The sequence below is a fragment of the Herbidospora cretacea genome (genome assembly GCF_001570605.1).
GTDB classification, from domain to species: Bacteria; Actinomycetota; Actinomycetes; order Streptosporangiales; family Streptosporangiaceae; genus Herbidospora; species Herbidospora cretacea.
Genome location: NZ_BBXG01000007.1, coordinates 467,940 through 488,345, shown reverse-complemented (window position 1 = coordinate 488,345; position 20,406 = coordinate 467,940). Strand labels below are relative to the sequence as shown.

Below are 20,406 nucleotides of genomic sequence, written 5' to 3'. Positions count from 1 at the left end.
GCCGTAACGGAGCATAAGCTGAAGCGGGCGGCCGAAGCCGGCTGCGGCTTGCGCTGGGAGCCCGCCCCCGAGAAACGGGAAAGGGGGGACCGCCTGCGACGGACCCCCCTGACGCGCCAGATGGGTGAGACCCCCACGGTGACCGCCGAGCCCCCCTCCGCGCCCGGTCGGTCACGGCGTCCCACCCGTGCCGACGCAGGGTCAAGAGTGCGTCACAGTGGGTCCCGGCACAATGTCCGAACCTGCAACTACACGAAGCTGCACCTGTCGCGGTTTTCTCCTTCGGAAACGCAATAGCGCGTTATTCTCGCGTGGTCGCTCGGTGGCCCAGCCGCGGCGGTTTCCTGGCGAGGGAGCAGACATCTGGGCGTGACCACGACCTGAAACTGGATCGACGATGACCACCTCTGCCGACCCTTTGGAACGCCTGGGCCTCAGCCGGGCCCAGACGGCGGTGTACGAAACCGTCCTGAGACTCCACCGGGCCACCCTGACCGAGATCGCCGAGGCCGCCGACGAACCGGCCGACACGGTCGCCGACCGGCTGGCCGCCCTGGTCCGGCTGGGCGCGGTCGACGAGCAGGCGGGCGAATACCTGGCCCGCCACCCCGCCGCCGCGATCGGCCGCCTGATCGCCGCCCGGCTCGACCGGCTGGCCGAGGAGAGCCGCCAGATCGACGAGGTGCTGGCCTCGGTGGGCGGGCTCACCCTCACTTATGACGCCGGGCGCGATTACCAGAGCCGCCAGTTCCCCGTGGAGTTGGTGAACGGCGCCGACGAACTCTATGAAAGCGTCATCGGGCTGGCGCTCCAGTCGCCGCCGTCAGATCTCGTGACCGCCATTCCCGATGAACGCAGTTTGACGGATTTCATCCGAAAATATGCCGACACATGGATCGAGGCGCTCAAAAGCGATCTCCTCACGGCCCGTGCGGTGATCCCCGCCTCGGCCCTCGGCAGCCCGGGAATGCGCGAGTCGCTCGACCGGCTGGCCGCCGCCGGGGCGGGCATCCGGGCCCTTGACCGGGTGCCGAGCTGGTTCTTCGCGATCGGCCACGACGCGGCCGGCCTCCCGGCCGACTGGGGGGTGTCGCTGCCCGGCAGCGCCTACAACTGTTACCTGGTCAGAGCCCCGATTGTGGTCGGCGCGCTGCGCACGCTGTTCGACGAGATGTGGCAGCGGGCGACCCCGATCCGCTACTCGCCGGGGGCCGTCCAGGTGCTGCGGCTGGCGTCCCAGGGGATCTCCGACGACACCATCGCGCGGAGGCTGGGGCTCTCGGTCCGGACCGTCCGGGCGCGGTTCGCCGACGCCATGGCGGAGCTCGGCGCGCAGACCCGGTTCCAGGCCGGGGTCGAGGCCGCCCGGCGGGGCTGGCTGTCCTGACCCGGCCTTTGAGCACACCGGGGGCGATGGGAGTCATATGGTGGTTACGTGCTGGAAGACGTCCCCCGCGACCCGTTCGCGGACGACCCCAACGACCCCGCCGTGGAGCTGGGCGAGCTCGACGACGCCGAACCGCTCACGATGGCCGAGCGCGACGAGGCTCTGACCGACCTCGCCGACGTGGAGGTGTTCCGCTCCCTGCTCGAACCACAGGGGGTGCTCGGGCTGGTGCTCGACTGCCCGGAATGTGGCGAACAGCACTACTTCGACTGGGACCTGCTCCGGGGCAACCTACGCCAGATGATCGACAACGGGCGGCCCCAGGTCCACGAGCCCGCCTTCCAACCCGACCCCGCCGACTACGTCAGCTGGGAGTACGCCCGAGGCTATGTCGACGGCGTCATCGACACCGAAGAGAGCCGTTGAACTTCCTGAATGCTGTCCACGTCGGCGATCAGGGCACGCAGGACCGAGATCGCCGGATCGGAAGACCGCACCGCCTCGCGCCGGGCCAACGCGTCGAGCACGGCGTCAACGTCGATTGTCACGCAATCGACTCTAGCTCCGCCATCTGACGGAGCCGGGCAAGAGCACGATGCTGGGCCACTCTGACCGCGCCCGGTGACATTCCCAGGACGTTGCCCGTCTCCTCCGCCGACAGCCCGGAGACCACCCGCAGGATGAGGATCTCCCGCTGGTTCTCCGGGAGCCGCGACAGCAGCGCGCGGGCGTGTTCGGCCTCGATGTACCGCACCACGGTCTCCTCGGGCCCGGGCCTCTCGTCGGGCCCGTCGGGGAGATCCTGGGTCGGCACGGCCGACCGCACCGAACTGCGCAGCGCGTCGGCCACCTTGTGGGAGGCGATGCCGAAGACGAAAGACGCGAACGGGCGGCCCATGTCCCGATAACGCGGCAGCGCCGACAGCACCGCGATGCAGACCTCCTGGGCCACATCATCGGCATTGTGATAATGCCCCGAAACCCTGCCAAGCCTGGCTCGGCAATAGCGCACGACCATCGGCCGCAGCTGCGTCAGCAGCCTCTCGATGGCGGTGCGGTCCCCTGTCACGGCCAGACTGGTCAGCTCCCTGAGGTCGGACTCCTCCGGCCTCACGTCGACTCTGGACCCAATCGCAAGCCTTACCCCAGTTGCGGCGTCGGCGACGCATCCCTCGGTCACGTTAGGCATGATGCCCGCCACACAGAGAACTGTCGTCATGGTGAACGGATACGGATTGGTCACATTGGGGCGGCGATAACCGCAAGTAATCAAACGAACACTCGACGGTTTTGGACATTTCAGTAATACGCGCAAAATGCTGTATTTTTGTCAGATGTTCTGACAGGTCAGACCCATAGGACGTTCTGACAAGTTGTCCGGTTTACAGCTTCTATATAGAACTACGGCCCCCACCCCGGAATGGGGTGGGGGCCGCTTTTTTCAAGCCCTGTAGCTTAGGCGGATTCCAGGGCGCGAGCCACGGGCAGCCTCCGGCCGCCCGCCTCTCGTCTGCTCAGTGACCGTGCCCGTGGCCGTGGCCGCCGGCGGGGGCCGGGGCCTCCTCCTCGGGCTTGTCGACGACGAGCGCCTCGGTGGTCAGCAGCATGCCGGCGATGGACGCGGCGTTCTGCACGGCCGAGCGGGTGACCTTGACCGGGTCGATGACGCCCTGGGCGATCAGGTCGCCGTATTCGCCGGTGGCGGCGTTGAGGCCGTGGCCCGCGGGGAGCTCGGAGACCTTGGCGGTCACGACGTAGCCCTCGAGGCCGGCGTTCTCGGCGATCCAGCGGGCCGGCTCGACGAGCGACTTGCGGACGATGGCGACACCGGTCGCCTCGTCGCCGGTCAGCCCGAGGGTGTCGAGCTCGGTGGCCAGGTGGACCAGAGCCGAACCGCCGCCGGAGACGATGCCCTCTTCGATCGCGGCGCGGGTGGCCGAGATCGCGTCTTCCAGGCGGTGCTTCTTCTCCTTCAGCTCGACCTCGGTGGCCGCGCCGACCTTGAGCACGCACACGCCGCCCGACAGCTTCGCGAGGCGCTCCTGGAGCTTCTCGCGGTCCCAGTCGGAGTCGGACTGCTCGATGGCGAGCTTGATCTCCTTGACGCGGTCGGCGATGGCCGAGCCCTCACCGGCGCCGTCGACGATCGTCGTGGCGTCCTTGGTGATGACGACGCGCCGGGCGGTGCCGAGCACCTCCAGGCCGACGTGCTCCAGCTTGAGGCCGATCTCCTCGGAGACGACCTGCGCGCCGGTCAGGATCGCGATGTCCTGCAGCATGGCCTTGCGGCGGTCGCCGAAGCCGGGGGCCTTGACGGCGACCGAGGTGAAGGTGCCGCGGATCTTGTTGGTGACCAGGACGGCCAGGGCTTCGCCCTCGACGTCCTCGGCGATCACGAACAGGGCCTTCTTGGTCTGGGCGACCTTCTCCAGCAGCGGCAGGAAGTCGGCCAGGGAGGCGACCTTGCCCTGGGTCAGGAGGATGTAGGGGTCCTCGAGGACGGCCTCCATGCGCTCCTGGTCGGTGACCATGTAGGCCGAGAGGTAGCCCTTGTCGAACTGGAGGCCCTCGGTGAACTCGAGCTCCAGGCCGAGAGCGTTGCTCTCCTCGACGGTGATGACACCGTCCTTGCCGACCTTGTCGAACGCCTCGGCGATCAGCTCGCCGATCTTGGCGTCCTGCGCGGAGATCGTCGCGACGTGGGCGATCTCCTTCTTGTCCTCGACGTGGCGCGCCGAGGCCAGCAGCTTCTCGCTGACGGCCTTGGCGGCCAGGTCGATGCCGCGCTTGAGGGACAGCGGCTGGGCGCCGGCGGCCACGTTGCGCAGGCCCTCGCGGACCATGGCCTGGGCCAGCACGGTCGCGGTGGTGGTGCCGTCACCGGCGACGTCGTTCGTCTTGGTGGCGACTTCCTTGGCGAGCTGGGCGCCAAGGTTCTCGTAAGGCTTGTCGAGCTCGACCTCGCGAGCGATGGTCACGCCGTCGTTGGTGATCGTCGGCGCGCCGAACTTCTTGTCGATGACCACGTTGCGGCCACGCGGGCCGAGGGTCACCTTGACCGCGTCGGCGAGGGCGTTCACGCCGCGCTCAAGCGAGCGGCGGGCGTCCTCGTCGAACGACAGGGTCTTGGGCATCTACGGAGTCCTCTCAGCGTCGAAGACCCCGGGCGCTCGTCGCGCCCGGGGTCTCCTCACGGCCTACTTCTCGATGATGGCGAGCACGTCACGGGCGGAGAGCACGAGGTACTCCTCGCCGCCGTACTTGACCTCGGTGCCGCCGTACTTGCTGTAGAGGACGACGTCGCCCTCACTGACGTCGAGCGGAACCCGCTTGCTGCCCGACTCGTCCCAGTTGCCGGGACCCACAGCGAGGACGCGGCCCTCCTGGGGCTTCTCCTTCGCGGTGTCCGGGATGACCAGGCCGGAGGCGGTGGTCTGCTCGGCCTCAAGCGGCTGGACCACGATGCGGTCGCCGAGCGGCTTAACGGGAACCTTGGTGGCGGTCGTCACGATCGGACCTCCCCTTCAGATTGCGATGAATGAGCTGAAGAGGCGACCAGCGGCCTGCCGTCGCGGGTGTCAGACCTATCTGCGTCGCATTGGCACTCTCACTAGGCGAGTGCCAACACGACACAGTATGCACCTTCCCCGGGCTCGTCAACACGAGCGAAACCACACCCAGAGTCCTTCATCGATCACGCCCTCGCTTGTGCCACCCAGCGAGGGGATGGCCAATGCGCGAAGTACTGGCGGCCCGCACGGGCCTGGGGCTCGCGGCCGGGCTCCTCGTCACCCCCGTGTACGCCGAGTCGAACGGCGGCGTCCGGGTCATGCCGCCGGGCGACCCGGTCACCGACGGGTTCAACGTCCCCGGCGGCTACCGTGTCAATCTATGGCAACGGCTCGTCCAGGCAGGTCAGACGGTTGATTTCGTCGGCTCGGGGTGCAACGGACCGGCCGGTCTGGGCGACCACGACCACGAGGGCCACTCGGGCTGGCGGATCGACCAGATCGCAGGGCGGCTGCGGACCTACACGCCCAGGACGATCCTGCTGCACATCGGCACCAACGACATGGGCCGGCAGTTCCAGGTGCCCGCCGCCCCCGCGCGCCTGTCGGCCCTGATCGCCAGAATCCGCGCCAACGCCCCTCAGGCGGAGCTGTTTGTCGCACAGATCACACCGTCCGCCGATCCCGCCTTCAACGCCAGGATCCAGGCCTTCAACGCGGCCGTGCCCGGCATCGTGGCCCAGAAGGGCCCGCTGACCCACCTGGCCGACGGCCTCCATCCCAACCAGACCGGCTACGACAAGATGGCCGCCCGCTGGTGGACCGCCCTCCAGTCGGTGCCCGGCAGCCTGACCCCGCCGGGCGGCGCGGCCGTCGCCTACGTGAACGCCGCGCCGAGCCGCTGCCTGGACGTCAGCGGCGTCTCCCAGGCCCAGGGCGCCCAGGTCCACATGTGGGACTGCCACACGGGCGTGAACCAGCGCTGGACCAGAACCGCCGCCGGCGAGCTCAGGGTGTACGGGAACCGCTGCCTCGACGTCAACGGCAACGGCGCCGCCGACGGCACCATTGCCCAGAAATTCACCCAGAATCCGGGCGGCGCGCTCGTCGGCGCCGGATCGGGCAAGTGCCTCCACGCCACCGGCAACGGCGCCCTGGTCGAGCTGCGCACGTGCGACGGCTCGGCCGCGCAGAGATGGACCACCCGATGACCGAGGGGCCCCGGAGCTGTCCGCCGGGGTGACCACCGGTCACCGACTTCCCGACCCGGGAGCCACGGTGCCGGTCCGTCCGGCGAATGGCGGGCGCTAGCGTCTGCGTGTGGATCTGGAGAGCTTCGCCCGCCTGCTGACAGACGACGGGCAGACGGCCTTGGCAGAGGCCGGCGCGATGCTGGGGACCGGCGCCGGGCCGGTCGAGGCCGTCAGTGCTCTGCGCCGCCGCTTCGACCCCGATCTCGTCTCGGCCGCGCTGACCCAGGCGGGCCTGCGGCGGCGGGCGGCGGCGAAGTTCGGCGACGAGGCCGCCCGGATGTACTTCACCCCCCACGGCCTCGAACAGGCCACCCGGCCCGAGGTGGCCGGGCACCGCGCGAAGCGGCTGGCCGGCCTGTCGGTGGCCGACGCGTGCTGCGGCATCGGCGGCGACCTGATCGCCCAGGCCAGGGCGGGCTGCGAGGTCGACGCGGTCGACCTCGACCCCCTCACGGTTGCCGTGGCGACGGCGAACACCCAGGCCCTGGGCGTACGGACGACCGTCCGCCTGGCCGACGCGACCACCCTCGACCCGTCCGCCTACGACGCCCTGTTCGCCGACCCCGCCCGGCGGACCACGAAGGGCCGCGTGTTCGACCCGGCCGCCTACTCCCCCGCCTGGGACGTGATCCTCGACCTGATCGGCCGGGCCAACCGGGCCTGCCTGAAGGTCGCCCCCGGCATCCCCTACGAGTACATCCCCGACGGCATGGAGGCCGAATGGGTCTCCTTCCGGGGCGAGGTCAAGGAGGCGGTCCTGTGGTCCGGCTCCTCGGGGCGGCGGGCGACGCTGCTCCCGTACGGGGAGACCATGACGGCGCGCGGCGTCGAGGCCGACGTGGCCCTCATCGGCCGCTACCTCTACGAACCCGACGGCGCGGCCGTCCGCGCCCACCTCGTCGGCGAGGTCGCCGAGATCCTCGGCGGCTGGCTGATCGACCCGCAGATCGCCTACCTGTCCGCCGACTCCCACGTGCCCACGCCGTGGGCGGCGGGCTATCTGGTCGAGGAGGTCATGCCCTTCTCGCTGAAGCGGCTCCGCTCCGCGCTGCGCGAACGGAAAGTGGGCGCTGTCACGATCAAGAAAAGAGGATCGGCGGTCGACGTGGAGAAGCTCCGTCACGATCTGCGACTGTCCGGCGAGGGGTCGGCGGTGGTCCTGCTGACCCGTCTGGGGACCCGTCCGGTAGCCGTGATCGCCTCGGAAATGGGCAGGTAAAGCCGCCAGTCGGGCAATCCACCGGGAACCCCGATCTTTCCCTGTCCCCGGGAAAGTGACGGCGCGGAGGGTTATCGTTCGGTGACATTACGTGTTCACGTCTTCCTCTTGATCCGGAGCTCCTCGGTGGAAAACCACACCCTCCTTCAAGCGGGCAGTCAGGCCGCAGTGTCCGATCGGATGCGCGAGCTGCTGGCCCGCGCGGCCCAGGACCATGTCTACGAGCAGCGCACCCAGGGGGCCGTGCTCGACGAGATCCGCCAGCGCATGGAGGGCATGGAATGGCTGCTCCGCGAGGTCCGCGAGCGTGAGCTCGGCGGCATCAGCGCGACCATGGAGGCGGTCGGCGGCCGCCTCGACGACCTGACCGGCCGTCCGCCCTCGTGGGCCGAAGGCCTGGCCCAGCACATCGAGATGGTCCGTGACCACGTCGACACCGTCGGCGAGAAGGTCACCCCGATCGGCGAGCTGCCCAGCCTGTGGGCCGACGTCGGCACCGTCGGCGAGAGCGTCGACGAGTCCCTCACCCGCCTGACCGCCGTCGCCGACCGCCTCACCCAGATGCAGGCGAACATGGAGACGGCGGCGGCCCGCTTCAACCGCATCGACAAGGCCGTCACCGACCTCACCGAGCGCCTCGACCGCCTGGAGGCCGACGTCACCGAGGCCCTCACCACGGGCCTCGACAACGTCGTCACCCGCCTGACCGCCACCCTCGACCAGATCGCCACCCGGATCTCGGGCGTCGAGGGCCAGCAGTCGGCCAGCAACGCCAGGCTGAGCGCCATCGCCGAGGCCCAGTCGGGAGCCAAGGCCCAGTTCCACGCCCTGGAGGGCCAGGTCGCGGGCGTGACCGCCCGCCTCGACCGCATCGACGCCCGCATCGAGACGGCCGACGAGTGCCTGGCCGACATCGACACCCGCGTCACCGGCATCGAGGCCAAGCTCACCGAGAACGGCGAGAAGCTCGACGTCACCGACCGCGCCGTCACCACCCTCGACGAACGCCTCGGCGTCTGCGTCGGCGACGCCGAGACCCGCCTGGCCACCAAGGTCGAGGCCCTGGAGGAGCAGCTCGGCGAACGCTTCGACGGCGTCGACGACCGGGTCGAGTCGATCAACCAGCGCCTGGGCCAGCTGCCCGCGACCCTGGAGATCGGCGAACTCCACCGCCTGGTGGGCGAGATCGGCCCCCTGGTCGAGACCCGCCCCGACCGCGAGGCCGTCCGCGAGGCCCTGTCGACCACCGTGGAGCCCGCCCACACCGACCTGACCAGGAGACTGGGCGCCCTGGAGGAGACCATGCTGGCGCTCGCTGAGGCCCTCCTGAGGCCCACGAGAGGCGCCAAGGACTAGCAAGGCTCCACGCGAAAGGGCCGGGACCGCGGAAAGCGATCCCGGCCCTTTCTCGCGTTTCTCAGACGTTGATCGTGGTGATCGGCATCGACGAGTCGGCCGGGATGTCCAGCAGCGAGGGCGTCGCGCCCGCCGCGACCAGGTTCGAGCCCAGCGCCGCGACCATGGCCCCGTTGTCGGTGCACAGGCCCGGCCGGGGCACCCGGAGATGGACGCCCGCCGCGTCGCAGCGCTCCTGGGCCAGCGCCCGCAGGCGGGAGTTGGCCGCCACGCCGCCGCCGATCAGGAGGTGCTCCACCCCGTTCTGACGGCAGGCCTGGAGGGCCTTGCGGGTCAGCACGTCGACCACGGCCTCCTGGAACGAGGCCGCCACGTCGGGGACGGAGACGTCGCCGCCCTGCTTCTCCACGTAACGGGCCACGGCCGTCTTCAGGCCGGAGAAGGAGAAGTCGAGCGTCCCGTCGTCGACCTTGCCGCGCGGGAACGGGATCGCGTCGCCGCGCCCCTCGCGGGCCGCCCGGTCGATGTGGGGGCCGCCGGGGAAGGGCAGGCCGAGCACGCGGGCGACCTTGTCGAAGGCCTCGCCGGCCGCGTCGTCGACGGTCGAGCCGAGGGAGACGACCTCGCGCGTCACGTCGGGGACCAGCAGGAGCGAGGAGTGGCCGCCCGAGACCAGCAGGGCCATGCACGGCTCCGGCAGCGGGCCGTGTTCGAGCTGGTCGACCGCCACGTGGGCGGCGAGGTGGTTGACGCCGTAGAGGGGCACGCCGAGGCCGACCGCGTAGGCCTTGGCGGCGGCGACGCCGACCAGCAGCGCCCCGGCCAGGCCGGGACCGGCGGTCACCGCGATGGCGTCGATGTCGGAGAACTTCAGGCCGGCCTTCGCCAGGGCGCTGTCGACCGTGGGGGCCATCGCGTCGAGGTGGGCCCGGGAGGCCACCTCGGGGACGACCCCGCCGAAGCGGGCGTGTTCGTCCATGCTGGAGGCGATCGTGTCGGCCAGCAGGGTGTGGCCGCGCACGATGCCGACGCCCGTCTCATCGCAGGACGTCTCGATTCCCAGGACGATCGGCTCGTCAGCCATCGAGTTTCCTCACCATCGTGATCGCGTCGGTTCCGTCGTCGTAGTAGCCCCGCCGCAGGCCGAGCTGCTGGAAACCGAACCGTTCGTACATGGCCTGGGCGGGGGCGTTGTCGGCCCGCACCTCCAGGAAGACCGCCGAGGCCCCGCGTCGGGCGGCCTCGTCGAGCAGCTCGTTGAGCATGAGCGCGCCCACCCCGGCCCGCCGGTGTGCGGCCAGGACGGCGATGGTCTGCACGTCGCCCTGGTCGGCGGCCACGGCCAGGCCGGCGTAGCCGACGATCTCGCCGTCGCGCTCGGCCACGATGTAGTGGCGGGTGCGGGGCTGGTCGGCGAGTTCGCCGAGCATCATGCGCTCGCTCCACGCGTCGGCCGGGAAGGTCGCGCGTTCGAGCTCCATCACGGCGGCCAGGTCGGCCACCTTCATGCCGCGCAGCGTGACGACGCTCACGCCGTCACCTTCTTGGGCGCCCCGGGCACCTGCGCGTCGGGCCGCCGCAGGTAGATCGGCGCCGGAGGGCCGAGGATCGCGCGGTTCTGGGCGGCCTCGACCGAGTCGATGCGCCCCTCGGGCAGCTTCGCCGCCGCGGCCGCCTCCTCGGGCGACAACCGGGCCAGCTCCCGGGCGGCCAGCGCGGCCAGCGCCCCGGCGGAGGGGTGTTCGGGGCCGGTGACGCCGTCGAGGTAGAGCCGCGCGCCCACGACCGCGCCCTGAACCGGCACGTCGGCGGGGCGGTCGACCCGGGGGCCGTCGAGGCGGGTGACCCCGTCGGCGTAGGTCGCCCAGAAGAGCTCCTTGCGGCGCGCGTCGGTGATCACCGTGAACGGGCCGGGAACGCCGGCGGCGTAGGCGATCGCGTCGAGCGTGCAGATGCCGTAGGCGGGCACGCCGAGCGTCGTGGACAGCGCCCGAGCCGTGATCAGGCCGACCCGCAGGCCGGTGTAGGGCCCGGGGCCCGCGCCCGCGACGACGGCCGTCACGTCATGGATGGACCCGCCCGCCTCGCGGAGGACGGTCTCGATCGCCGGCGCGAGCAGCTCCCCGTGGCGCCGGGCGTCGATGGTGGTGGATTCCGCCAGCACGCGCGTTCCGTCGTGCACCGCGGCGGTCACGGCAGGGGTCGCCGTGTCGAAGGCCAGGACCAGCACAAAAAGCAAGCCTAGCCCTACACGCCGTGTGCTCGGACGGCGCTCAGGTACTGAGGCGGGAGGCGTACACGATGACGTTGTCCTTGTATTCGTGGGCATCCCAGTCGAACTGGCCGCCGCAGGTGACCAGGCGCAGGCCCTCGCCGAGGTAGACCTTCTCGGCCGGGAACCTCTCCTTGGGGATCTGCTCGATGGCGTCGACCTCGTAGGAGATGGTCTTGCCGTCGGACCTGACGACCTTGACGACCGCGCCCTTCTTGAGCTCGCGCAGCCGGTAGAACACCGCGGGCGCGGTCTTGGTGTCGACGTGCCCGATGATCACCGCCGCGCCCTTGTCGCCGGGGACGGCGCTGCCCTCGTACCAGCCCGCGATCTTGGGTTTCTCGTAGGGCGGCAGCTCGACCTCACCGTTCCCGGTCAGGCCGAGCTTGATCAGCGGCGCCTTCATCTCCAGCACGGGGATGTCGATGCGTTCGGGCACGGCGGCGGTGCGCGCGCCCTCGACCTCGGCCGTCTCCGGCTTGGTCAGCGCGAACAGGACGAACCCCGAGATGACCGCCGCGACGACCATCCGGGACGAGACGGCCAAGACTCAGCCCCGGGCGCGCCTGCGGGCCACCGCGATGCCCACACCGGCCGCGGCCAGCAGGGCCACGGCGAACGGGGCGACGGGGATGGCCGAGTCGTCAGTGGGACCACCGGCCGCCGTGCCGCCGCCGCCGGCGCCGGGCGCCTTGGTCGGGAAGCGGGTCTCGTCGGCGGTGTTGCCGCTGCGCAGCACCTGGAGGCGGGTGTTGCCGATGTCGTTGGTGGCCGAGCAGCGCACCTCGACGCGGTAGCCGCCGGCCTTCGCGCTGGCCCTGAGCACGGCCACGCCGGTCAGCCGGGGCGCGGGGGCGGCGGAGGGCGCGGGCGTCTCGGGCGCGGGGGCCAGCAGGCTCACGATGCCGGTGAACGCGTCGGAGTGGGCGCTGGCCTGGTAGTTGGTGCCCGGCAGCGCGGGCGGGCAGTAGGCGGTGACCCGGATGTTCCGGGACTGCCCCCCTTGGATCTCCTTGGGGGTGATGACGACCCGGACCTCCTGCCGCGGCGGTACGGTCGCGGTGACCGTAGGCAACGGCGGAGTCACCGTGATGGACGGCTCGGGCACGATCCCCGCCTCGGCGGAACATCCCGCGACCCCGAGCAGCACCACCCCGGCCAACGCGACCTTCGATAAAGCGCCCATGGCCCCACCCCTCCCACCGCCGACCATTACCCAGAAAATCTAGGCCAATCCATCAGCAAAGATCTTCATTTTCTAACGAATCGGCGGCCGGGTGGAAGGCTCCAAGCGGGACCGTACTAGATCGTCACCACGGGAATTTCCGACCAACGATCCCCAACGCCGCGAACTAGGACATACCTACTCTCGTCGGAGTCGTCCCGGTCAATCACGATCTCCAGCCGATCTTCGGAAAGACCCTCCACGAGGCCCTCGCCCCACTCGACCACGGTGACCGAATCGGCCAGCGAGGCGTCGAGATCGAGGTCGTCGACCTCCAGCGCGCCGCCCAGCCGGTAGGCGTCGGCGTGGACGAGGGCCGGCCCCTCGGACAGCGACGGATGCACCCGGGCGATCACGAACGTGGGCGAGGTGATCGGCCCGCGGACGTTCAGGCCCTCGCCTATCCCCTGGGTCAGAGTCGTCTTCCCCGCCCCCAGCGGGCCGGTCAGCACGACCAGGTCGCCCGCCCGCAGCAGCCCGGCGATCTTCAGGCCGAGCGCGCGCATGTCCTCGGCCGTGGCCGCAGGCTCTTTCACCGATCCCCCTGTTCCGCCCGTTCGATCAGGTCGACCAGGGCGTCGTTCACGATTCCCGGACACTCCAGCTGAACCAGGTGGGAACTGTCGGTCACCATGGTCAGCGTCGCCGTCGGCACGGCCGCCGCGATCGCCCTGCTGTGCTCGGGCGGGGTCAGCCAGTCACGGTCGCCGACGATGATAGACGTCGGCACCTTGTTCAGGACGTCGAGCGCCTTCAACTTGTCGTGTGACATGAGCGCCGGGTAGAAACCGGCGATCACGTCGGAGGGCGTGGCCCGGATCATCGACTCGGCGAAGTCGACCAGGGTCGGGCTGACCTTGCTGGAGTCGCCGAAGCCGAGGTGGCGCAGCAGCAGGAACGAGATGTCGTTCCCGGCCTGACGCCCCCGGTCGACCAGCGCGGCCTTCTTCTTCATGACCGACACGGCCGTCGGCGTGGCCTTGTGGACCAGCTTCGCGACCAGCGCGGGCATGCCGAGGCTGAGCTCGGCCAGCTTCCCGGCGGAGGTCGAGATGAGGGCGACCCCCTTGATCTTGTCGCCGAACAACTCGGGCCGCTCGTCGGCCAGCGCCATGATCGTCATGCCGCCCATCGAGTGGCCGACCAGCACACACGGCCCCGGCACCAGCTCGTCGAGCACATGGGCCAGGTCGTCGCCCAGCCGGTCGATCGACTGGTCGACGTCGAGCACCCGCTCCGACCGGCCGTGGCAGCGCTGGTCCCAGACGACGACGCGGTACTTCTCCCGCAGCAGCCGCCACTGGTAGTGCCAGGACTCGGAGGTCAGGCAGTAGCCGTGGCAGAGCACGATCGTCAGCGGGGCGTCGGCCGGCCCGTCGACCTCGGCGGCGAGGGTGAGGTTGTCGGAGGTGACGACCCGGGCGGTGGTGCCGTGGAGCTCACCGAAGGGCTCACTGGCCTCCAGATCGGGCCGCAGGCGGATGCGTCCGACGGCGTAGCGCTTGGCCAGGGCGGCCACCGCCACCCCCGCGGAGGCGGCACCGACCACGAGCCCCGCGATGCCGGCTTTGCGCCGTACTGTCATTCCCGCTCTCCTTGCCGCACGTGGACACGTGGCACCCGGGTCCCGATCCTGGTCACGATCTCATGAGTGATCGTCCCGAGGGAATCGGCCCATTCCTGACATGTGGGTTCATTTCTATCGCCTGGCCCGAAAAGGACAACTTCGTCCCCCTCTGCGGCGGGGTGACCTCCCAGGTCGATGGTGAACTGGTCCATGCAGACGCGTCCGGCGATGGTGAAGCGGTGGTCGTTGACGAGGACTTGGGCGCGGTTTGTGGCGTTTCGCATGATCCCGTCCGCGTACCCGAGGGGGACGAGGCCAAGCGTCGTGTCAGCCGCGGTGGTGTAGAGGTGGCCGTAGGAGACCCCCGAGCCCTTCGGGACCTTCTTCACGAGGGCCAGCCGGGCGGTGAGGGTCATGGCGGGCCGGAGGCCGAAGTCGCCCATCTCGGGGATCGGGCTGAGCCCGTAGAGCGCGATGCCCGGCCTGACCAGGTCGTAGTGGGCCTGCGGCAGCGTGACGATGGCGGCCGAGTTGGCGATGTGCCGCCTGACGTCGGGCAGGCTCTTGCACGCCTCGTCGAAGGCCCTGAGCTGGGCCTCGATGGAGGGGTGGCCCGGAATGTCGGCGCACGCGAAGTGGGACCAGACCCCGTCGACCGCGATCAGCCCCTCGGCCTGCGCCTTGAGCGCGGCCTCCACCAGCTCGGGCCAGGCCGCCGCGGACGCGCCGCCGCGCGAGATCCCCGTGTCCACCTTGAGGTGGACGTTCACCGTCTTTCCGGTGCGTCTGGCCGCCGCCGCGATCTCCTCGACCAGCCACGGAGCCCCGGCCGACAGGTCGACGCCCTTGGCCACCGCCTCGTCGAGCGGCTCCCCCGGCGGGATGAGCCAGGCGAGCACCGGCGCCGTGACGCCGCCGTCGCGCAGCGCGATGGCCTCGCGGACCGTCGCGACCCCCAGGCTGGACGCCCCGCCCTCCAGCGCCGCCTGCGCGCACGGGACCATTCCGTGGCCGTAGGCGTCGGCCTTGACGGCCGCCATCACCTCGGCCCCGCCGGCGGCCTCCTTGAGGAGGGCGGCGTTGTGGCGGATGGCGGACAGGTCGACCCTGGCCTCGGCAGGAGTGACGAAGCTGCTGCTCATGCCTCCATATTTGCAGCCGTCCGGAGGTGCCGGATCACATCCGGCAACGAGAGCGCGACGTCGAGTGCGGCGATCGGCGCGCCCTCGGCGGCCTTCCGGGCGGCCAGGCCGTGCAGAAATGCGGCCACGCTTCCGGCGTCGTAGGGGGGCAGCCCGGCGGCCAGGAGCGTGCCCGAGATCCCCGACAGCACGTCGCCGGTCCCGGCCGTGGCCAGCCACGAGGTGCCGGTCGTGTTCGCCCTGACGGGCCGCCCCCGCTCGGCGACCAGTGTGGTCGACCCCTTGAGCAGCACGGTCACCTGGAGCTCCTCGACGGCCCTGCGGACGTGTTCGAGCCGTCTGGCCTCGATGTCCTTCGCGTCGACGCCGAGGAGTCTGCCCAGCTCACCGGCGTGCGGGGTGATCAGGGTGGGGGCCTGGCGGTGCAGCAGCTCGGGATTCTTTGACACGACCGTGAGCGCGTCGGCGTCGACGATCACCGGCAGGCCGGTGCCGAGCACCTCGGCGACGATCCGGGCGGCCCGGTCGTCGGTCCCCATGCCCGGCCCGAGGACCCAGGCCTGCACCCGGCCGACCTCGTCGACGGGATCACCTTCGAGGACGGTCGTGATCGCCTCGGGCCAGCGCGCCCTGACCTGGTGGACGGCGTCCTGCGGCCCGGCGAACCGGACCATCCCCGCGCCCGACCTGACCGCCCCGCCGACCGCGAGCACGGCGGCCCCGGCGAACCGGTCGCTCCCCGCCAGGACCCCGACGACCCCCCGGCGGTACTTGTCCGACTCGATCCCCGGCACGGGCAGCATCCCGGCCACGTCGTGGCTGGTCAGCGCCGTCATCTCGGGCTCGGGCAGGTGGTCGGCGAGCCCGATGTCGACGAACTCGACGACGCCCGCGCGTTCGGCCCCCGGGTCGACCAGCAGCCCGGCCTTCCTGGCCCCGAACGTGACGGTGACCTGGGCCCTGACGGCCTCACCCGCGACCTCGCCAGTGCCGGCGTCCACTCCGCTCGGCACGTCGACCGCGACCACCATCGCCCCCGACCGCGCGGCGATCCGGGCGAGGGTGGCGTAGGACTCCCGCAGGGCCCCCTTCCCGCCGATCCCGAGCAGCCCGTCGAGGATCAGGTCGGGCGTGCCGACCTCCCCCGGCTCGATCAGCCGCCCACCGGCCTTCCTGAGCGCCGCGAGCCCGCCGGCGTGGATCCTGCTCCCGACGGCCACCGCCTCCACGCGAGCCCCGCGCCCGGCCAGCCGCGCCCCGGCGTAGAGCGCGTCGCCGCCGTTGTCGCCGCCGCCCACGAGCAGCACCACCCGGGAGCCGTAGACCCCCGGCAGCAGCCTGGCGCAGACGGCGGCCAGGCCCGAGGCCGCCCGCTGCATGAGCTCCCCGTCGGGCACGGTGGCCATCAGGGCGCTCTCGGCCTGCCTGACCTGATCGCTGGAGTAAGCAGTCCACATGGTGTCGACGCTATCCCGAGGCCCCGACGACCAAACGGCTCGGCCGTCGCGGCGACTGGCATGAGCGGCCGGGGAGCGCCGGGTGGCCGCCCGCGCTCGGGGTGGCGGGCGGGGTCAGGGTAGGCGGAGCCGTAACGGAGCGAAGGTCTTCTGGAACTACCCCTCGGCGATCACGTAGGCGACCGCGAAGCCGCCGTCGTGGCTGAGGGACAGGTGCCAGTTGCGGACGCCGAGCTCGTCGGCGATCTCCCCGGCGCGCCCGCTGATCATCAGCGACGGCCGCCCGTGTTCGCCCACGACGACCTGGGCCTCGCGGTGGGCCAGGCCAGGAGGCCCGCCCAGCGATTTCGCCACCGCCTCCTTGGCGGCGAAGCGGGCCGCCAGGGACGCCACCGGGACGTCGCGGCCCGCGTCGGCGAAGGTCTCGCCGCAGAGTTCATCTCCGGCGTGGCCGGTGCACAGGGCCCCGGACTGGCCGGAGACCAGCCCGGTGGACACCGAGCGGCCCTGGAGTTCCACCTCGGTGAAGAGGCGTTCGCGCAGGGCGGGCCGACGTTCCAGCGTGGCCGCGAACCGCGCCACGTCCACCAGGTCGACCCCGATACCGACGATCACTCGTCCCCCGTGAGTGAGAGCACCCTTAGCCGCTGACCGGCCCACACCACCGATCCGACCACGACGATCGCCATGGCCGGGACGGCGAAGCTCAGCGCCACCTCCGACTTCAGGAAGGCCGAGGTCGTCACCTGGTCGGCGATCGACTGGGCCCACTGCTGGATGGAGAAGCGCCGGGCTCCCGGCACATACCCGCCGATCAGCCCTTCCCACACGAGAGCGTAGATCACTCCGATGGTGACGGCGTGCCGGGAGACCACCCCGAGGAGGAAGAACACGGCGGCGTAGGCGATCCCGGCGAACAGCGCGCCCAGGGCGAACCCGGCGGCGATCCCCGATTCGGTGCCGATCAGGATGTACGCCGCCACATAGGTCGGGATCACCGAGAAGCCCAGCATCAGCGAGGCCGCCACGACGTACTTGGTGAAAGCGATCACCGGACGGGAGATCGGCTTCGACATCAGGTGGATGATCGTGCCGTCCTCGATCTCCGGCGCGATCACCCCCGTCCCGGCGATGAGGCCGAGCAGGGGCAGCATGGTGCCGATCGCGAAGGTCTTCATGAGTTCGACGGCGACGCTCTCGTCGCCGCCCCCGATGAAGCGGAACAGCAGGGCGAAGGCGATCAGCGCGATGGGCAGCAGGGCCAGCAGCCAGACGCGCTTGCGGCCCAGCATGGCCCGGTAGGTGATGGACGCGACGACGGTGTTCATGATCGGCCGCTCAGGTAGGAGAAGACGCTTTCCAGGTCTTCGTCGGTCGGGGACACCTGCCACAGGCGGACGCCCAGGTCGCGGGCGAGCCTCGGGAGCTGGTGGGTGAAGCGCCGGAAGTCGACGGTGCGGACCTCCAGGCCCTGCGGCGTGAGCGAGACCCCGCCCGACGCGGTGTCGCCGATCAGCGCGGCGGCCAGCCGCCGGTCGTCGGAGGATCTCACCCGGAACAGGTGGGGCCGGTCGGTCATCCGCCGCCGGATCTCCCGGAAGTCGCCGGAGGCGGCGTGCCGCCCGGCGACCATGACCTCGATCTGCTGGGCGACCCGCTCGACCTCTTCGAGGATGTGGGAGCTGAACACGATGGTCTTGCCGGCCGCGCCGAGGTCGCGGACCAGGTCCATCAGGTGGAGCCGCTGACGCGGGTCCATGCCGTTGAACGGCTCGTCGAGCAGCAGCACGGCCGGTTCCTGGACGAGCGCCCCGGCGACCTTGATGCGCTGCCGCATGCCCTTGGAGTAGGTCTCGATCCGCCGGTCCTTGGCGTCGGCCATGTCGACCTGGGCGATGGCCCGGTTGGCCGCGTCGTCGCCGAGGCCGTGGAGACGGGCCGCCGACTGCACGAACTGCCAGCCGGTGAGGAAGCCGTAGACGCCCTCCTTCTCGGGCACCAGGCCGATCGTGTGGTAGACGTCCTGGTTCTTCCAGATCGGCTTGGCGTCGAGGGTGGCCGTGCCGCCCGACGGCTGGAGGAAACCGGCCATCAGGTGCAGCAGGGTCGACTTGCCCGCCCCGTTGGGGCCGAGCAGGCCGGTCACGCCGGGGCCGATCGTCATCGTCACGTCGTTGACCGCGACGACGTCGCCGTACCAGCGGCTGACCTGCCGGATCTCGATCACGCTCATGCGGCCAGCGCCTTCCGGTAGCGGGCGTACAGCCCGGTGAGGGCCAGGGCCACCACGGCGAGGAGGATCAGCGCCGGACCCGCCCCGGACGGGAAGGGCAGGCCTTCGGTGGGCTGGGTGCCGAACAGGTTGGCCTGCACGGCGTTGACCAGGAAGAACGGGTTGAGCAGGATGCTCCACGACGCGGCGTCGCGGTGGCCCTCGCTCTCGAGCACCCCGGTGAGCACCGCCGAGGCGGCCAGCGTGAACATGTAGAACGCGATCACCGACGCCACCCCGAGCCCCCGGCGCGGCGTGAACGACGCCAGCGCCAGCCCGATCGAGGCCAGCAGCACCGCGTTGAGCACCGAACCGCCGAGCGCGGCCAGGTATTCGTGGGTGTGCAGCGGCATCGGCAGGTCGATCAGCATTTCGCCGACGAACTGCACGGTGAGCGGCACGACCAGCAGGATCAGCAGCGCCGCGATCATCGCCGCGAGCTTGGCCCCGATGTAGTCGACGATCGTGACGGGCCGCGATAGGTAGAGCGGGATCACCTTGTGGCGCAGGTCGGGCGCCACCAGCACGGGCGACTGCGCGGCCAGGAAGATCGCGATGATCGGCTGCATGAAGACCGCGTAGTCGGTGTAGCTCATCGGCTCCTGCTTCAGCAGCGCCATGATCGCGATCGACACCACGGTCGGCAGCATCATGGCCCCGAACAGCAGGAACGGCATGATCTTCGACTTGAACGTGCGGCCGAGGCCGAAGGTGCCGCGCAGGCTGTAGACCCACAACGCGACGGCGCCGGCGCCCCGCCCGAGCCTCGGCCCGTCGTAGTGGCGGTAACCGATGTCATGGATGACGCCGGTGGGCTGACTCATCGGAACACATCCTCAATGCGGGCGTGGCGCTGCTCCAGGCGGACCAGGTTGAGGTCGAGGTCGACGACCGCGTCCCTGAGCAGGTCGTAGGTCTCGTCGGCGCGCACCTGCAGCGCCAGTGTGCGGCCCTCGACGGCGACGGTCTCGCCCGTCTCGGTCAGCCGGGCGGCCAGTTTCTCCAGGCCCTCCTCGACCTCCACGGTGATCACCTGGGAGGCCTGCGTGAGCTCGCCGATCGCCGAGGAGCGCAGCAGCCGCCCGCCCTCGATGACGATCACGTGGTCGCAGACGCGTTCGAGCTCGCCCAGCAGGTGGGAGCAGACCAGGACGCTGATGCCGAACTCGGTGCCGATCCGGTGGACCAGGCGGAGCATCTCGTCGCGGCCCTGCGGGTCGAGGCCGTTGGTCGGCTCGTCGAGGAAGATCACCTTGGGGTCGTGGACGAGCGCCTGGGCCAGCTTGACCCGCTGCTTCATGCCGGTCGAGTAGCCGCCGATCGGCCGGTAGCGCTCCTCCTGGAGCCCGACGTGGCGCAGCGTGTCGGCGGCGCGTTCACGGGCGGTGGTGCGCGGCAGGCCGGACATCCGGGCCATGTGGACGACGAACTCGGTGGCTGACTGGTCGGGTGGCAGGCAGTCGTGCTCCGGCATGTAGCCGACGGAGCGCCTGATCTCCTGCCCCTGCGTCGCCGGGTCGAGGCCGAGCACCCGGGCCGAGCCCTCGCTCGCCGGGACCAGCCCGAGAAGGATCTTGATCAGTGTGGACTTGCCCGCGCCGTTGGCGCCCACCAGCCCGGTCACCCCGGCGCCGACGCTGACCGTGAGCTGGTCGAGCGCGGTCACCCGGGGGTATCGCTTGGTGAGTGCCTCGGTGGCGAGGATGGTCATGATCGGGACAGTACTCCTTCACTCCTGGACGGGTCT

General features: G+C 70.7%; 23 protein-coding genes. 5 read left to right on the top strand and 18 right to left on the bottom strand.

Annotated elements, in window-relative coordinates; genetic code table 11:
- Window positions 1-397 precede the first annotated feature (397 nt).
- Window positions 398-1,387 carry a helix-turn-helix transcriptional regulator gene (locus AW270_RS16940; RefSeq protein ID WP_061295285.1) on the top strand — a complete coding sequence of 330 codons (990 nt, stop codon included), beginning with the start codon at window positions 398-400 and terminating at the stop codon, window positions 1,385-1,387.
- A 48-nt stretch (window positions 1,388-1,435) separates the two neighbouring features.
- Window positions 1,436-1,813 (top strand): DUF5319 domain-containing protein, encoded by a 378-nt coding sequence (locus AW270_RS16935; RefSeq protein ID WP_030451440.1) that lies wholly within the window; start codon window positions 1,436-1,438, stop codon window positions 1,811-1,813.
- Here the strand turns inward: AW270_RS16935 and AW270_RS38825 are convergent.
- The 4 genes from AW270_RS38825 to groES all read right to left on the bottom strand — a co-directional run bounded on the left by AW270_RS38825 (window position 1,774) and on the right by groES (window position 4,896).
- Window positions 1,774-1,935, bottom strand: a complete 162-nt coding sequence (locus tag AW270_RS38825) for a hypothetical protein (protein WP_157522113.1) — start codon at window positions 1,933-1,935, stop codon at window positions 1,774-1,776. The two genes, AW270_RS16935 and AW270_RS38825, sit on opposite strands and share 40 nt — an antisense overlap.
- Window positions 1,932-2,576 (bottom strand): sigma-70 family RNA polymerase sigma factor, encoded by a 645-nt coding sequence (locus AW270_RS16930; RefSeq protein ID WP_082801614.1) that lies wholly within the window; start codon window positions 2,574-2,576, stop codon window positions 1,932-1,934. The genes AW270_RS38825 and AW270_RS16930 overlap by 4 nt, the downstream gene beginning before the upstream one ends.
- 325 nt (window positions 2,577-2,901) lie before the next feature.
- Window positions 2,902-4,521, bottom strand: coding sequence for a chaperonin GroEL (gene groL / locus AW270_RS16925; RefSeq protein ID WP_061295284.1), 1,620 nt, complete (start codon window positions 4,519-4,521; stop codon window positions 2,902-2,904).
- A gap of 63 nt (window positions 4,522-4,584) precedes the next feature.
- Window positions 4,585-4,896 carry a co-chaperone GroES gene (gene groES, locus AW270_RS16920; RefSeq protein WP_061295283.1) on the bottom strand — a complete coding sequence of 104 codons (312 nt, stop codon included), beginning with the start codon at window positions 4,894-4,896 and terminating at the stop codon, window positions 4,585-4,587.
- A gap of 224 nt (window positions 4,897-5,120) precedes the next feature.
- On the opposite strand from groES, the gene AW270_RS16915 reads away from it, so the two are divergent.
- The 3 genes from AW270_RS16915 to AW270_RS16905 all read left to right on the top strand — a co-directional run bounded on the left by AW270_RS16915 (window position 5,121) and on the right by AW270_RS16905 (window position 8,724).
- Window positions 5,121-6,107, top strand: a complete 987-nt coding sequence (locus tag AW270_RS16915) for a ricin-type beta-trefoil lectin domain protein (protein ID WP_061295282.1) — start codon at window positions 5,121-5,123, stop codon at window positions 6,105-6,107.
- A 109-nt stretch (window positions 6,108-6,216) separates the two neighbouring features.
- Window positions 6,217-7,368, top strand: coding sequence for a class I SAM-dependent methyltransferase (locus AW270_RS16910; protein WP_061295281.1), 1,152 nt, complete (start codon window positions 6,217-6,219; stop codon window positions 7,366-7,368).
- 180 nt (window positions 7,369-7,548) lie between these two features.
- Window positions 7,549-8,724 carry a hypothetical protein gene (locus AW270_RS16905; protein WP_061295280.1) on the top strand — a complete coding sequence of 392 codons (1,176 nt, stop codon included), beginning with the start codon at window positions 7,549-7,551 and terminating at the stop codon, window positions 8,722-8,724.
- A 61-nt stretch (window positions 8,725-8,785) separates the two neighbouring features.
- On the opposite strand, the gene tsaD is transcribed toward AW270_RS16905, so the two are convergent.
- The 14 genes from tsaD to AW270_RS16835 form a co-directional block, all read right to left on the bottom strand.
- On the bottom strand, window positions 8,786-9,808 hold the full coding sequence (gene tsaD, locus AW270_RS16900; protein WP_061295279.1) for a tRNA (adenosine(37)-N6)-threonylcarbamoyltransferase complex transferase subunit TsaD: 1,023 nt from the start codon (window positions 9,806-9,808) through the stop codon (window positions 8,786-8,788).
- Window positions 9,801-10,232: a ribosomal protein S18-alanine N-acetyltransferase gene (gene rimI, locus AW270_RS16895; RefSeq protein ID WP_174549871.1), complete on the bottom strand. Its 432-nt coding sequence runs from the start codon at window positions 10,230-10,232 to the stop codon at window positions 9,801-9,803. The genes tsaD and rimI overlap by 8 nt, the downstream gene beginning before the upstream one ends.
- Before the next feature lie 20 nt (window positions 10,233-10,252).
- Complete coding sequence (gene tsaB / locus AW270_RS16890) at window positions 10,253-10,954, bottom strand: tRNA (adenosine(37)-N6)-threonylcarbamoyltransferase complex dimerization subunit type 1 TsaB (RefSeq protein WP_061295277.1); 702 nt, start codon at window positions 10,952-10,954, stop codon at window positions 10,253-10,255.
- A 43-nt stretch (window positions 10,955-10,997) separates the two neighbouring features.
- Window positions 10,998-11,543, bottom strand: a complete 546-nt coding sequence (locus AW270_RS16885) for a class F sortase (RefSeq protein ID WP_061295276.1) — start codon at window positions 11,541-11,543, stop codon at window positions 10,998-11,000.
- 3 nt (window positions 11,544-11,546) lie between these two features.
- Entirely contained in the window at window positions 11,547-12,182 is a 636-nt protein-coding gene (locus tag AW270_RS16880) for a hypothetical protein (RefSeq protein WP_157522111.1), read from the bottom strand.
- 116 nt (window positions 12,183-12,298) lie between these two features.
- On the bottom strand, window positions 12,299-12,727 hold the full coding sequence (tsaE, locus tag AW270_RS16875) for a tRNA (adenosine(37)-N6)-threonylcarbamoyltransferase complex ATPase subunit type 1 TsaE (RefSeq protein ID WP_061295315.1): 429 nt from the start codon (window positions 12,725-12,727) through the stop codon (window positions 12,299-12,301).
- Window positions 12,728-12,753: 26 nt separating this feature from the next.
- On the bottom strand, window positions 12,754-13,806 hold the full coding sequence (locus AW270_RS16870; RefSeq protein ID WP_061295274.1) for an alpha/beta fold hydrolase: 1,053 nt from the start codon (window positions 13,804-13,806) through the stop codon (window positions 12,754-12,756).
- Entirely contained in the window at window positions 13,803-14,930 is a 1,128-nt protein-coding gene (alr, locus tag AW270_RS16865) for an alanine racemase (RefSeq protein ID WP_061295273.1), read from the bottom strand. Before alr ends, AW270_RS16870 begins: the two co-directional genes overlap by 4 nt.
- Complete coding sequence (locus tag AW270_RS16860; protein WP_061295272.1) at window positions 14,927-16,387, bottom strand: bifunctional ADP-dependent NAD(P)H-hydrate dehydratase/NAD(P)H-hydrate epimerase; 1,461 nt, start codon at window positions 16,385-16,387, stop codon at window positions 14,927-14,929. Before AW270_RS16860 ends, alr begins: the two co-directional genes overlap by 4 nt.
- A gap of 156 nt (window positions 16,388-16,543) precedes the next feature.
- A complete protein-coding gene (locus AW270_RS16855) occupies window positions 16,544-17,002 on the bottom strand; it encodes a holo-ACP synthase (protein ID WP_061295271.1) in 459 nt (152 codons plus the stop codon).
- The gene (locus tag AW270_RS16850; RefSeq protein WP_061295270.1) at window positions 16,999-17,715 is read right to left on the bottom strand and encodes an ABC transporter permease; all 717 of its coding nucleotides are present in this window, start codon (window positions 17,713-17,715) and stop codon (window positions 16,999-17,001) included. Before AW270_RS16850 ends, AW270_RS16855 begins: the two co-directional genes overlap by 4 nt.
- Entirely contained in the window at window positions 17,712-18,620 is a 909-nt protein-coding gene (locus tag AW270_RS16845) for an ABC transporter ATP-binding protein (protein ID WP_061295269.1), read from the bottom strand. Before AW270_RS16845 ends, AW270_RS16850 begins: the two co-directional genes overlap by 4 nt.
- Window positions 18,617-19,483 (bottom strand): ABC transporter permease, encoded by an 867-nt coding sequence (locus AW270_RS16840; RefSeq protein WP_061295268.1) that lies wholly within the window; start codon window positions 19,481-19,483, stop codon window positions 18,617-18,619. Before AW270_RS16840 ends, AW270_RS16845 begins: the two co-directional genes overlap by 4 nt.
- Window positions 19,480-20,370, bottom strand: coding sequence for an ABC transporter ATP-binding protein (locus AW270_RS16835; protein ID WP_061295267.1), 891 nt, complete (start codon window positions 20,368-20,370; stop codon window positions 19,480-19,482). The genes AW270_RS16840 and AW270_RS16835 overlap by 4 nt, the downstream gene beginning before the upstream one ends.
- Between the last annotated feature and the right edge of the window lie 36 nt (window positions 20,371-20,406).